Genomic DNA, 13,927 nt, shown 5'->3' on the forward strand with positions numbered 1-13,927 from the left:
TCAGTTGTCGGAGTCGTTGCCGCGACGGAGAAGATCGCGGACGCTGATCTGTCCGTCACCCCGACCGCGGGCGCGCCGCCGTCCACTCGATGAAGAGTCCTGCGACTCAGCGTCTTCCGGCTGCGGCTGCGGCTGTTGCGGTGCCGGAGTTGGCGGCTGCCCGTTCCGCCTCGGCGGTACCGGCTGCTCAGGGTTCCGTGGCCGAGCCGACTGCTCCGGGTTCCTCGGCGGTACCGACTGCTCCGGATTGAGCGACGCGATCAGTGGTGCTCCGCTCTGCGATCCCAGTTCCGGCCGACGCCGCAACGGGCTGCTCTGCTCGCCGTCGTACGGGCTCGTCGTGGTGGGTCCACGACCTGAAGGATCCTGCCTGCCTGCCGGAACCGGGCGCGGACCCGGACTCGGGTTGCGCGGCTCGGCGGGCCGACTGTTCGGCCCGGTCGTGCCACCGGGCTGGATCGGCTGCGGACGGGGTGGACGACCCGGCTGACGGCTCGGTTCGGATCCCACGTCAGCAGTGCCGTTCGTGGGCACGGACGGGCCGGCTCCGGAACCGTTGGTGGCCGGGCCATCGGTGCCGCCCAAACGAATACCGCCTGCACCCAGACTCCAGCCGCCGGTGTCGGGCCCGTTCCTGCGGGCATCACCCCGACTGGGTGTGCGGGGGACCACCGGATCGGAATTGGGTGCCGGACGACTCGGTGAACGCCGGATCGGTCCGCTGACCGGAGGCTCCGACGGCCGCTCGGGGCGGTGTACCGGACCGGAGTCGGTCCGCGGTGCGGGCATCCGGCCGGTGGGTATCGAAGCCGGATTCGGGCCACTCCGAATGGGTGTCACGGTGCTGAACCCAGGTGCCTGCGGCTGTCGGGGACCCGACGGCCGATCCGGATCGGATTGGCTGCCACCACGTCCCGCACCGGTCGGTGGGACCGGTGGACGCGGGCTCTGCGGTGGCCGATTGATGGGGCCGGACGCCCGGGTGGGGCCGGCAGCGGCACCAACCGCGACCGGTTGTTTGCGGTCGGTGGTCGACTGCGAACGGAAGGCCGACGTCGGTGCTTCGGCGACAACGGTTCCCGCACTGCGGTCGCCGCGGGCGACTTGAGCCGAACGTCCGGCACCGATGTCGTCGTCGAGGATCGTCTCTCCGAGCCCGATCTTCTCCTGCACCTTCTTCATCCACTGTGGAGCCCACCAGCAGTCGTCGCCCAGCAGCTTCATGATCGCCGGGACGAGCAGCATGCGAATGATGGTGGCATCGAGGATCAGCGCGGCGATCATGCCGAACGCGATGTACTTCATCATCACGATCTCCGACAAACCGAACGCTCCGGTCACCACCACCAGGATCGCGGCGGCAGCGGTGATGATGCGCCCGGTGTGCGCTGTGCCCCGTCTGATCGCCTCGGTGGTGCTGGCGCCCTTCTGTCTCTCCTCGACCATGCGGGAGAGCAGGAACACCTCGTAGTCGGTGGACAGGCCGTAGATGATCGCGATGATCAACACCAGGACGGCCGACATCAGCGGCCCAGGAGTGAAGTTCGCGAGCGATGAACCGTGCCCGTCGATGAAGATCCACGTCAGGATGCCCAGCGTGGCACCGAGTCCCAATGCCGAGACCAGCGCTGCCTTGATCGGCAAGACCACAGAGCCGAACGCCAGGAACATCAGCAGGCTGGTCACAAGGATCAGCATCACCACCATCAACGGCAGATCGGAGAGCAACGCGTTGATCGAATCCTGGGTCAGTGCCGGGGTTCCGGCGACGTACATCTGCAGCCCCTGGGTGTCGATCGCCCGGAGTTCTTCGACGGCCTCACCGGCGGTGTTCATGTCGATCAGGCCTGCCGACATCTCGACGAGATTGCCTTCGGCGAGTGCCCCGTCGAGGGTGAACTCCTTGGTGAATCCCGGTATCTCGTTGGCCTGGTCGGCGATTGACTGGAGTTTGGCCGCGTCGTCGTTGCTCTCGGGGTCGTAGAGGACGACGAGCTTGATCTCTTCGGTGCGTTCGGTGGGGAAGAACTCGTCGAAGTGCTGCTGCGCGATGCGGTTGTCGTTGTTCGGCGGCAGGTACTTCTCTGTGATGCCGCCGAACTGGATGCCTGCGAACGGGATGATCAGGGCCAGGAGCAGTAAGACCACCGGGATCGCGGTCTTGAGCGGATGCCGCATGACCCAACTGGCGAGCTTGCCCCAGAAACCGTCCTCGACCTCTTTTTTGGTCTTGGTCCGGCGCAGGAAGGAGAAGCCCCACATGTCGATCCGCGGACCGAGGATCGACAGGATCGCGGGCAGGACCGTGAGGGAACAGACCGCGGCGAGGGTGACCGACGCGATGGCACCGTAGGCCACCGACTTCAGGAAGCCCTGCGGGAATATCAGCAGACAGGCCAGCGCGGCCACGATGATCGTCGCCGAGAAGACGACCGTCTGTCCGGCGGTCATCACGGTTCTCCGGATCGCGCTCGGGGTGTCATAGCCCTCCGCGAGTTCCTCCCGGAACCGGCTGACTATGAACAATCCGTAGTCGATGGCGATGCCGAGCCCGATCAGCGTCACCACCGATTGGGCGAAGACGTTCAGTTCGGTGACCTGGGCCAGGATTTTCATGATGCCGAGTGAGCCGGCGATCGTCAGACCGCCGACCACCACCGGTAGACAGGCGGCGATGACACCGCCGAAGATGAAGAACAGCATGACCGCAACCAGCGGCAGCGCGATGATCTCCGCCCGTTTGATGTCCTCGTCCATGCCTGCCGACATCGCGCCGGAAACAGGTTGCAACCCGGCCAGCTCGAAGGTGGTGCCCGGTAGGTCGTACTTTTCCGCAAGATCGTCGAAGAACGGCGCGACGGTCTTGTAGTTGTTCAGGATCGTGGTGTCATCGTCACCGCGGATGCCGATGCTGACGAAGGCGTGCTGCAGAGAATCATCGAACAGACGGTCCCGGATCTGCTGCTGAGCTCCCTTCTGGAACTCGTTGGTCGTCGCGGTGAACGGATCGATGATGCCGGGATCGTTGCGATCAATGATGTCCGGATACTGCGCCACCAGATCTTCGACGATCTGCTCGACCTTGGCCCCGAAGGCGGGATCGTCGACCGTGGTCCCGGCAGGCGGCGTGACCAGAAGGATCACGTCCGACTTGTGGTCGCGGCCGAGGATCTCGTCACGCAGCTGCGAACCCGCGACGGACTCGGAGCCGGGATCAAACCAGCCGGACTGACTCAGATGCTTGTTCAGGTCGAGGCCGTAGAGACCGAGACCGGCCATCAACGCGACCATCACCGCGATGACCGCAAAGCGCATCCGGTACACGAAGTTGCCTATGGCACCAAACACCGCAGCGTCCTTTCTGTACTCAGGCCGTCATTGTGGTCGCGCAGATTCTCATCGGCACATAGTTGGTCACATCGCGGACCGGGCTTGCACACCACTGTGGATAGTTGCTTTCAGTTCTGGCGGCCGGACAGCAACGCTGTGAGCGGCCGGAAGGGAGCCAACCAGGCGCCTTCCTCGGGAAGCGAATCCAGATTGATCCGCGGCAAGGGCTCGCGGAACACACCTGGGATGTCCTCTAGGTCTACAAACTCCAAACTCTCCGACGTCAGTGCCCACGCGGCGTGCTCCCGGAACCCGAGCACCTGAACAGGCACACCATCGGAGGCAACATCGAGCAGCAGCTCCCGAAAGGCCTGTCCATCCGCCGATGCGACGATCAGACCGGCCAGCCCCACAGTGTGCCTACGCAGCTCGATGTGGTCGAGCATGTCCGAGTCCACGTCGCTGTCTTCATCGACCTTGGGCTTGGCAAAAACAGCAAAACCAACATTACGCAACGCTTCGACCCACGGGCGGACCACTTCGGCGGTACCAGGGGCGATATTGGTGAAGACGGTTGCTTCGGGGATCGGGGAGTACCCGGTCTTGGGGCGGTCCTCACCTTCGGCGGCAATCCGTGGCACCGATGCGGAGATCTCCGCGGTTCGATTGAGCAGCCACCGGCCCAACGCGTCGAAGCGGGGGCGGTGAGCTGCGGTGGGACGACCACCGAGGATCGAACCGAGCCCCATGTCGAGGTTCGGCGCATCCCAGATCAGCAGGACCCGCGATTCCTGGCTGGCCCCCGAGATGGTGTGAGCGACCGAATTGTCGGGTCCGCGGGCGGCGTCATCGCCGTACGACGCGGGGCTCATCGGGGCACCCGTGTGAGAACGAACTCAGTGACCGGGCGACCTTCGACTGCGGCTCGTCCCTCGAACTTGGTGACCGGGCGCTGCGTGGAGAACGGCACCTTCTCGTCGGTCGGGACCAGCAGGCTCTGCGCGGCGAGGACCTCGGCGATCGATTCTGCGTAGTCGGCGTGGTCGGTGGCGATGTGCAGTGCTCCACCGTCCCTCAGGACGTCGGCGATCAGTTCGATGGTCGACGGTTGGAGTAGTCGTCGCTTGTGATGCCGGGCCTTGGGCCACGGGTCGGGGAAGAACACCCGGACCCCGGTCAGCGATGCCGGTGCGAGCATGTTCTTCAGGACGATGATGGCATCGCCGCGGATGATCCGGATGTTCTCCAGCTCATCCCGGCCGACCGCGCCGACGAGCTGGGCGATGCCCGGTCGGTAGACATCGACCGCGATGACGTCGTTCTCGGGTTCCGCCGCCGCCATCGCCGCTGTCGAGGTGCCGGTTCCGCACCCGATCTCCAGGATGAGGGGTGCGCTGCGGCCGAACCAGGCGACGGGATCGATCTGGTCGGTTTCACTGACGTCACGACCCACGCTTGGCCACAGGCGCTCCCAGTTGGCCTGTTGTGCCGGAGTCAGACTGCCGCGCCGCGTCCGGAAGCTGGTCACGCGGGGATAGAGCCGGGCGCGTTCGCGGAGCTGGGCGTCATCGGCAGCCGAGTCGGAGGTCTCGGCGAGCTCCGATCGGGTCAGGGCGGCGACGTCGGATTCGGTATCGACGCCCTGGTCGGTGTCCGCATTCGGGTTCGAGCGTGGGCTGGTCACCGGCCCATAGTCCCGCATTCGGCACGGATGTGACAGCAGGGGTTGACCAACCACCTGCTGATTGTTATCTGCGAGTGACCGGAACCATAGCGTCGCGGGGCGCGTCTGACCTGTTGGCGGCGGGTTTTTCCTCGGGAGGGTGAATTGGATCAATCAGATCTGCGAGTCGGGGATGCGGCGTATGCCGATCTGACGGTTCGGCTGGAGGCGTTGTCTGCGCGGGTATCGGGAGCCGATGACCTGAATCGGGCGGTCTCGGAACTGCGCGGGCCGCTGCGGGTCGCGGTCGCCGGACGCTTCGGTACCGGCCGCGACACGCTCGCCGGGGCGCTGCGTCGCCGCTTCGACGTCAGCCCGATCGGCCCCGGCGATGACGCCGATGACGCCGACGCCTGGCTCCACGTGATTGCGGGCTGGCCCCGGGCCGATGATGTGGCGGCACAGGCGGGCCGCGATCCCCGACGCAGCCTGGTGCTGCTCGGCAAGGCGGACAGTCTGGGGTCGTGGCCTGCTGCGCGTGCCCGGGCCGCCGAGTGCGCACAGGAACTGCGCAGGCCGGTGATACCGGTGATGCCGCTGCTGGCGATCGCCGACCTCGGTGACGAGGAGATCGACCAGTTGGCGGCGATGGCCGCGGCGGGCGAACAGGTGCCGCCGATGCAGGCCACGTTCATCGACGCAGGCGGACCGGGTCAGCGGCTGCAGCGGATGGCGCTGCTGCGTCGTCTCGACGCCTACGGCATCGCCGCCACGATCGCGGTGTTGACCAACGCGCGCTGCTCGGCTGAAGAACTCTCCGAGCTGCTCACACAGCGCAGCGGGCTCGACGCGCTGGTGGGGCCGCTCGGGGCCTTTGCGTCAGCCGCTCCGGCGGTGCGGTTACGCCGGGTGGCCGCAGAGCTGGAAATCCTTGCCGCGCAGGGTGTTCTGCGCGACGAGATCGAGAATCTGTTGTCGGGGTCGGTGCTCGCCGGTGCGGTAGGGGAGGAATTCATATGGACGTGATGCAGATGCGATCTGTGATCGCCGAGGTCGCCGAGCTGACGGGAAGCGGCCTTGCCGGCATCGACGCGACCGATGTGGTGGTCGGGGGCACCGGAAAGGTCGGGGTCACATCGGTGACGAGGGTGCTCGGTGACCACGGTGTATCGGCGCGGGAGTGGTCTGAATCGGGACGACGGGCAGCGGTGGCTTTGCTGATCCTCGATCCGTCGTCCGGGGTATCGGACACAGAGGTCGAGGTGGTGCGCCGGTTGGGTGAGTTCGCGCCGTTGGTGGCCGTGGTCTGCAACAAGATCGACGCCCACTGGGATTGGCCGACCCTGCTGAAGGTCAATCGGGGCATCGTCGACCCCGATGGCCGCATGCCGATCTTCGCCGTGTCGGCGGCCGCGGCGCTGGCGGGGTACCGGGCCGAATCCGGTTTCGACGAATTGATCGAGTGGCTGCACGACCAGATCAACGGCCCGGCCCGTCCGGAACGACTCGAGTCCCTCGAAGCCGAACGTCACCTCGACCACCTCATCTCCGAACTCGCGACAGAGCGCGCCGATCCGGCCGCGAATCTGCTGGTGCAGCGCACGAGTGTGATCGCGTCCCGCGATCGTGGCCGGTCCGACAGGTTGGCGGCAGTACGCGGAGGCGCGAATCAGATCCGGGCCGCGGTGCTCACCGAACTCGATGGAGCCGCCCGCGACCTGTCGAGCGATGCGACCGCCCGCGCGGCCGCGCTGGGCCGATCGGAAACCGAAGATTTCGCGCAGTGGCTCTCGGGCCGGCTGACGGCCCTGCGGGATCGGGCACAACAGCGCTTCGACGAGGACCGCAGTGCACTCGAACATCGGGCGTTTCTCGGACTCGAAGAGGTGGGACCGCCGCCGGCCCGACCTCCCCTGTCCCTTCAGTTGCCACCGACTCCTCCGAAGCGCCGCGGTGTGGAAGAGGCGTTGTTGGTGGTCTTCGGTGCCTCGGCCGGACTCGGCCTGGGGCGACTGCTTGTCATGCCGCTCTCTGCCGTCCACACGTTGCAGTGGATTGCGATGCCGCTGACGTTGCTGCTCGGGGCGGCGATCGCGGTCGGATTGGTGCGGTTGCGCCGCCTGTCGGCGCTACGCACGTCCATGGCCGGCTGGGCGGGTGAAGCGATTGCCACCACGCGGGGTCGTATCGAACAGGATGTCTCGCGGCAGGTGCAGGCCGCCGAATCGGTGATAGGCGGCCGGTTGGCGCGTTTCTACGAGCGTCGCGCGCAGACGGTTTCCGACCGGGTGTCCGAACTCGACGCACAGATTCGGGCCGGACGCCGCGCGGCACCCGAAGCGCGCGAGCGTGACCTGCGTCGACTCGCTGCGGCGGTGGATGCTCGCGACCGGCTCGACGAGGTTCTGGTCGCCATCGGTCACTGATTTCACCGCCACGGAACCAGCGACCGGTCAGATACGTCCAAGGGTCCGGACCCCAAGACGATTACACGCAGACCACTACAACGGGGGTGGATGAGATGGACGGCGAGTTCGGATCCGAGTTCTGTGACGATCCGGTGGATCGGGGACCGACGTTTCATCAGGTCGCCGCGATCACACCCGACCTCGATGTGAGTAGCGACGCCTACGACAACCTGTGGATCGTCGAAAACGACAGGGTGTGGGACCTCGGTCCCGCTGATCTGGACACCGACGCCGACGGTGTGGCCGACTCGCTGACGCGCACCGGACCCGAGGGGATGACGGTGTACACCGACAGCGATCGCGACGGGCAGGTCGATCTGATCACCGAGGTCCACCGCGACGGTGGTTACCGGACGTCGAGACTGGATCCGGCCAGCGGCCAATGGACGGCCACCGACAGCGGTCGGCTCGAATAGGTCATTTGTGCAACAAAGGCATTGTTCGGGTGTGCGGAAAAGTTGATATCCGGGTCATAAAAATTAAATAAGTTTAGTTGCATGAAGTAAGTTCCGATTGCTGTTTTTTTCAACTCCTGGCGGCGACTCCCGCATACCGTCGGTGCGACGGTTACCTGACGACTTCCGCTCACGAAAAACAGATGACAGCGGCCGGAGTGATGATGGACAAAACCGGCGCCAGGTGGCCGAGACCACGCCTTACGTGCGAAATTACCGAGCGGCCCGTGAATTCTCGCGGACAGCGGTACGCTCGAATGGCCGATTTCGCGATTATTGTCACAGCTGTAACTTGGACTTCGACTAAGTATTTGATCACTTCGCGTGATGAGATGTGCCGTAACGCACGCACCCGATTGACCAGATCGGGTGCGGTCGAAGTACCCTGACAACGCACCCCACGGAGGGGCTGACCGGCGCAGACGCACACCTTGGCGTTACCGACACCGGCCGGTCACCAGCAGGAGAGATAACAATGACTTCAGCGACAATTCCTGGTTTGGACCCCGACAGCGCTCCCACTTCGCATTCAGAGCTTCTGGCCTGGGTGCGGGAGATCGCCGAACTGACCCAGCCCGACCAGGTTGTCTGGTCTGACGGCTCCGACGCCGAGTGGGATCGCCTCACCGCAGAGTTGGTGGCGGCGGGCACCCTGACCAAGTTGAACGAAGAGCGCAAGCCCAACTCGTTCCTGGCCCACTCGGATCCCGCTGACGTCGCGCGGGTCGAGTCCCGGACCTACATCTGCTCGAAGAACGAGGTCGACGCCGGCCCGACGAACAACTGGGTCGATCCGACCGAGATGCGCGCCACGATGACCGACCTCTACCGCGGCAGCATGCGCGGTCGCACCATGTACGTCATCCCGTTCTGCATGGGCCCGCTCGGCTCGGACGACCCGAAGCTCGGTGTCGAGATCACCGACTCCGCTTACGTGGTGCTCTCGATGCGGATCATGACCCGCGTCGGCCCCGACGTGGTTGCCGCCCTCGGCGAAGACCGGTTCTTCGTCAAGGCGCTGCACTCGCTTGGCGCACCGCTCGAAGCCGGTCAGGACGATGTGCCGTGGCCGTGCAACTCGGAAAAGTACATCACCCACTTCCCCGAGGACCGCGAGATCTGGTCCTTCGGATCGGGTTACGGCGGCAACGCATTGCTGGGCAAGAAGTGCTACTCGCTGCGGATCGCCTCGGCGATGGCGCACGACGAGGGCTGGCTCGCCGAGCACATGCTGATCCTCAAGCTGATCAGCCCGGAGAACAAGGCCTACTACATCGCGGCCGCGTTCCCGAGTGCCTGTGGCAAGACGAACCTCGCGATGATCCAGCCGACGATCCCGGGCTGGCGTGCCGAGACCCTTGGCGACGACATCGCCTGGATGCGTTTCGGCGAGGACGGCCAGCTGTACGCCGTGAACCCGGAGTTCGGTTTCTTCGGTGTTGCACCCGGCACCAACTACAGCTCCAACCCGAACGCCATGAAGACCATCGAAGAAGGCAACACGCTCTACACGAACGTGGCGCTGACCGACGACGGTGACATCTGGTGGGAGGGTCTCGAAGGCGAGCACAAGCACCTCCTCGACTGGCGCGGCAACGACTGGACCCCGGATTCGGACACCCCGGCGGCGCACCCGAACTCGCGGTACTGCACGCCGATGGCGCAGTGCCCGATCATGGCTCCCGAGTGGGACGATCCGCAGGGTGTGCCGATCTCGGCGATTCTGTTCGGTGGTCGTCGCAAGACCACGGTTCCGCTGGTCACCGAGGCCCGTAACTGGCAGCACGGTGTCTTCATGGGCGCCACGGTCGGCTCCGAGCAGACCGCAGCGGCAGAGGGCACCGTCGGTGCCATCCGCCGCGATCCGATGGCCATGCTGCCGTTCCTCGGTTACAACGTGGGCGACTACCTGAATCACTGGATCAACCTCGGCAAGAACGCCGATGAGTCCAAGCTGCCGAAGGTCTTCTACGTCAACTGGTTCCGTCGTGGCGACGACAAGCGCTTCCTGTGGCCAGGATTCGGTGAGAACAGCCGCGTGCTGAAGTGGATCGTCGAACGCATCGAGGGCAAGGCAGGCGGTGTCGAGACCCCGATCGGGATCGTGGCAACCCCCGAGTCGCTCGACCTCGACGGACTCGACGTTTCCGCGGCCGATGTCGCCGAGGCCCTTGCGGTCGACAACGACGAATGGCTCGGCGAGATCCCGTCGATCGAGGAGTGGTTCAAGTTCGTCGGCGAGAAGCTGCCCACGGGTCTCCAAGATGAGTTCGACGCCCTCAAGCAGCGATTGGGCGCCAAGTAGTCCGAGGATTCCTCAGACGCTTTTGTTTTCGCACAAGCACCTACAGGCACAGCCTGTAGGTGCTTGTGCATTATTGGGTTGGATCGTTAATCGGTTGCGTGTGATGATCGGGTCGTCCTTAACTTGTCAGGACGCATCGAGGTCGGACGCGACGGCGGGCCGGGTGAGGATGTGGGGGGAAAGATCAGGGTGGTCCCCGATGATTCGGAGGCGCCGCAGCAGTCACTATTTGTACTGCCCGACCTACCGGCATCATTTCCGCACGTGTCCACCCGTCTCGGCACCTGCGACGCCAGAGCTTGTGCACCACTGACCGACATCGAGAAAGGCCAGAACATGACTGCCCCACCGACTGCAGTTGCAGCCCGCGCGACCGATTTGAGGAAGGTGTACGGCAGCGGCGACACCCAGGTGGTCGCGCTCGCGGGCGTCTCCGTGGACTTCGTACGTGGTGAGTTCACCGCGATCATGGGCCCATCGGGTTCGGGCAAGTCGACGCTCATGCACTGCCTGGCCGGCCTCGACACCGCGAGCAGCGGTTCGGTGAGCATCGGCGACACCGATCTGTCCGGACTCTCGGACAAGCAGATGACGATGCTGCGTCGCGATCGGATCGGATTCGTCTTCCAGTCGTTCAACCTGGTGCCCACCCTGACCGCCAGGGAGAACATCACGCTGCCGATCGACATCGCCGGTCGCAAGCCCGACCAGGAGTGGTTCGACACCGTCATCGGCCGCCTCGGCATCGGCGATCGCCTCGACCACCGTCCCAGCGAACTGTCCGGTGGGCAACAGCAGCGCGTCGCCTGTGCGCGCGCCCTGGTCGGCCGCCCGGAGATCATCTTCGGTGATGAGCCGACCGGTAACCTCGACTCCCGTTCGTCCGGCGAGGTGCTCAGCATCCTGAGGGCCTCGGTCAGTGAGTTCGGCCAGACCGTGGTGATCGTGACCCACGATCCGCGGGCGGCCTCCTACGCCGATCGCGTCATTTTTCTCGCCGACGGTCAGATCGTGCAGGAACTGCGGAACCCCGACGCCGACGAGATCTTCGAATACATGAAGAACCTCGACGAGACCCCGTCGACCGGAGGCTTCGCGCAAGCTCCCCGGGAGCTGTGATGGCCTCGAACACCATGCAAAAGGTGTCGTTGAGAAATCTTGCGGCACATAAGCTCCGACTCGTCCTGACAGTTTTGTCGGTGGTTCTCGGTACCGCCTTCGTGGCCGGGTCGATGGTCTTCACCGCGACGATCTCGTCGGCCTTCGACGGCATTTTCGACAAGGTCGCGCTCGGGGTGGACACCCAGATCTCGCCCAATGATTCCAACTCCTCCGGCGTCCCGGATTCAGTGCTGACCCAGTTGCAGGACAACAAGTCCGAACTCGGTATCGCCAAGATCCTGCCCACGTATTCGGGGCCGGCAACCATCGCCAAGAAAGACGGCAAGGCATTGCAGACCGGAGGTGCGCCGAGTATCGGCAGCGCCTTCGTGCCGCCGGATCAGCGGTTGTCGGATGTCGAGAGCGACCTCATCGAGGGGCGCGCACCCGAGGCGCCGAACGAGGTGGCCCTCAACAAGTCGTCCGCCGAGGACGCCGACCTCGAGGTGGGTTCGACCACCAAGGTCGCGACCAGCCGGGGTAGCGATGCGCCGATGGAGGTCACGATCGTCGGAATCCTCGATGTTCCCGGCGCCACAAGTGGTTTCACGAATGTGCAGTTCCTCGAGTCGACGGCGCGGGATTTGTTCACGGATGGTTCGCACGTGCAGGCGATCGATCTGCAGGCGGTGCCAGGGGTCAGTGCTGACGAACTCAAGTCGCGGGTCGCCGGTCTCCTCGGCGACGACTACAAGCTGCGTACCGGCGACCAGGTACGGCAGGACGAGAAAGACAACGTCAACCAGTTCCTCGATGTCTTCAACTACATCCTGCTGGCGTTCGCTGCCATCGGTCTGATCGTGGGAACGTTCATCATCTACAACACCTTCTCGATGATCGTGGCGCAGCGGGTGCGAGAGTTGGCTCTGCTGCGGGCGATTGGCGCGAGCCGGAAACAGGTCACGCGGTCTGTGTTGCTCGAGGCGTTTGTCGTCGGTTTGATCGGCGCGCTGGTCGGGTTGGCCGCCGGCATCGGTATCGCGGCGTTGCTGCGGGCACTGACGGCATCCACCGGTCTGCCCAGCACGTCGCTGCAGGTCGGCCCGTCGTCGATCATCGCCTGCCTGGTGGTGGGTATCGGTGTGACGATGGTGAGTGCCTATGCGCCGGCCCGACGGGCCTCCAAGGTGTCGCCGGTCGAGGCGATGCGGGAGAGCGCGACCGACGGTCAGGCATCGCTGAAGGTGCGCACGATCATCGGAATAGTGTTGGGGATCATCGCGATCGTGCTGCTGGCCGTCGGTGCCTCCCGTGAGGGCGGCAATGCGGCCGCCACGGTCGGCCTCGGCGCTTTGGTGATGATCTTCGCGGTGGTCTTCGCGTCTCCGGCGCTGTCGCGGCCGGTGGTCGGGGTCCTCGGCGCGGTGCTCGCCCGACCGTTCGGGAAGATCGGGCAGCTGGCCCGGACCAATGCGGTCCGCAACCCGAGGCGCACTGCGGCAACAGCTTTCGCGCTGACGCTGGGGCTGATGCTGGTTGCCGTGATCGGTACCCTCGGTTCGACTTTCAAGGGCACCATCGACGACGCGATCGACACCGGACTGACCGCAAACCTGATTGTCTCGGGTTCGCAGGGAAGTGGCTTCTCTCCCTTGGTGAGTGAGGCGATCCAAGATATCGATGGCGTCGAGTCCGTGGTGTCGTTCGGTGCGATCCAGGCGGAGGCCGACGGCGATTCGGTGTTCGGCTATTCGCCGATCGGTGACATGTACTCCGTGACGCCCTACAAGATGGTGGAGGGTCCGACCACGATCGAGCCGGACGGCATCATCTTCAGTGAGCGCGTGGCCAAGGAGAACGGCTTCGAGGTCGGTGACGTCATCGAGTTCAGCAACTATGACGGAACCGTTGTCCCGGTGACGGTCACCGGCATCTTCGAAGACAACCCACTGATCGATCCGTGGGCCATGGGTAGTGACGCCTATCAAAGGCTGGTCCCGGAAGCCTTGCGGCAGGACGTGTTCGCGGCGATCAAGACAGCGCCGGGCGCCGACGTCGACCAGATCAGCGATCGGATCGAGGACGTCACCGCCGATTACCTGACGGTGAAGGTCCAGACGCCGTCGGAGTTCAAGGGCGAGCAGTCGTCGCAGATCGATCAGATGCTGAGCGTGCTGTACGCGATGCTCGGCCTCGCGCTGGTGATCGCGGTGCTCGGCATCGTGAACACCCTGGCGTTGTCGGTGATCGAACGCAAACGGGAGATCGGTATGTTGCGGGCGATCGGTATGGCCCGCTCGCAGGTGCGCCGCACCATCTACGTCGAATCGCTGCTCATCGCGATCTTCGGTGCGGTACTCGGTGTGGTGCTCGGTGTCGCGTTCGGTTGGGCGCTGGTGCGGACCCTGCGGTACTGGGGCCTGGGAGATCCGGTTCTGCCGACGGGTCTGATCATCATCACCCTGATCGGGGCGGCTTTCGTTGGTGTGGCGGCCGCGTTGTGGCCGGCGTCGCGGGCGGCCAAGACCAAACCGCTGGAGGCGATCGCCGAATAGCCATCCCGACAGTGGGTCATCACTGATCCGCTGTGCCCAAGCCCCTGTGC

Annotated in this window: 9 protein-coding genes; 6 read left to right on the forward strand and 3 right to left on the reverse strand. The window is 64.9% G+C overall.

Features of this window, described 5'->3' with window-relative positions:
• The 3 genes from AC56PL_RS13910 to trmB all read right to left on the reverse strand — a co-directional run bounded on the left by AC56PL_RS13910 (position 1) and on the right by trmB (position 5,032).
• Complete coding sequence (locus AC56PL_RS13910; protein ID WP_497154187.1) at positions 1 to 3,348, reverse strand: MMPL family transporter; 3,348 nt, start codon at positions 3,346 to 3,348, stop codon at positions 1 to 3.
• 110 nt (positions 3,349 to 3,458) lie between these two features.
• The gene (locus AC56PL_RS13915; protein WP_495514256.1) at positions 3,459 to 4,202 is read right to left on the reverse strand and encodes an NYN domain-containing protein; all 744 of its coding nucleotides are present in this window, start codon (positions 4,200 to 4,202) and stop codon (positions 3,459 to 3,461) included.
• Complete coding sequence (gene trmB / locus AC56PL_RS13920; RefSeq protein ID WP_495515987.1) at positions 4,199 to 5,032, reverse strand: tRNA (guanosine(46)-N7)-methyltransferase TrmB; 834 nt, start codon at positions 5,030 to 5,032, stop codon at positions 4,199 to 4,201. Before trmB ends, AC56PL_RS13915 begins: the two co-directional genes overlap by 4 nt.
• Before the next feature lie 126 nt (positions 5,033 to 5,158).
• Between trmB and AC56PL_RS13925 the strand changes: the two genes are divergently transcribed.
• From AC56PL_RS13925 to AC56PL_RS13950, 6 genes are all read left to right on the forward strand, one after another.
• The gene (locus tag AC56PL_RS13925) at positions 5,159 to 6,019 is read left to right on the forward strand and encodes a hypothetical protein (RefSeq protein ID WP_497154188.1); all 861 of its coding nucleotides are present in this window, start codon (positions 5,159 to 5,161) and stop codon (positions 6,017 to 6,019) included.
• Entirely contained in the window at positions 6,010 to 7,419 is a 1,410-nt protein-coding gene (locus AC56PL_RS13930) for a hypothetical protein (RefSeq protein WP_495514258.1), read from the forward strand. The genes AC56PL_RS13925 and AC56PL_RS13930 overlap by 10 nt, the downstream gene beginning before the upstream one ends.
• A 95-nt stretch (positions 7,420 to 7,514) precedes the next feature.
• Positions 7,515 to 7,877: a DUF6802 family protein gene (locus tag AC56PL_RS13935; RefSeq protein ID WP_497154189.1), complete on the forward strand. Its 363-nt coding sequence runs from the start codon at positions 7,515 to 7,517 to the stop codon at positions 7,875 to 7,877.
• A 514-nt stretch (positions 7,878 to 8,391) separates the two neighbouring features.
• Complete coding sequence (locus tag AC56PL_RS13940) at positions 8,392 to 10,221, forward strand: phosphoenolpyruvate carboxykinase (GTP) (RefSeq protein WP_495514260.1); 1,830 nt, start codon at positions 8,392 to 8,394, stop codon at positions 10,219 to 10,221.
• Between the two features lie 336 nt (positions 10,222 to 10,557).
• The gene (locus AC56PL_RS13945; protein ID WP_495515988.1) at positions 10,558 to 11,340 is read left to right on the forward strand and encodes an ATP-binding cassette domain-containing protein; all 783 of its coding nucleotides are present in this window, start codon (positions 10,558 to 10,560) and stop codon (positions 11,338 to 11,340) included.
• Complete coding sequence (locus AC56PL_RS13950; RefSeq protein ID WP_497154190.1) at positions 11,340 to 13,877, forward strand: ABC transporter permease; 2,538 nt, start codon at positions 11,340 to 11,342, stop codon at positions 13,875 to 13,877. The genes AC56PL_RS13945 and AC56PL_RS13950 overlap by 1 nt, the downstream gene beginning before the upstream one ends.
• Positions 13,878 to 13,927 lie beyond the last annotated feature (50 nt).

It is taken from the genome of Williamsia sp. Y721 (assembly GCF_059683565.1).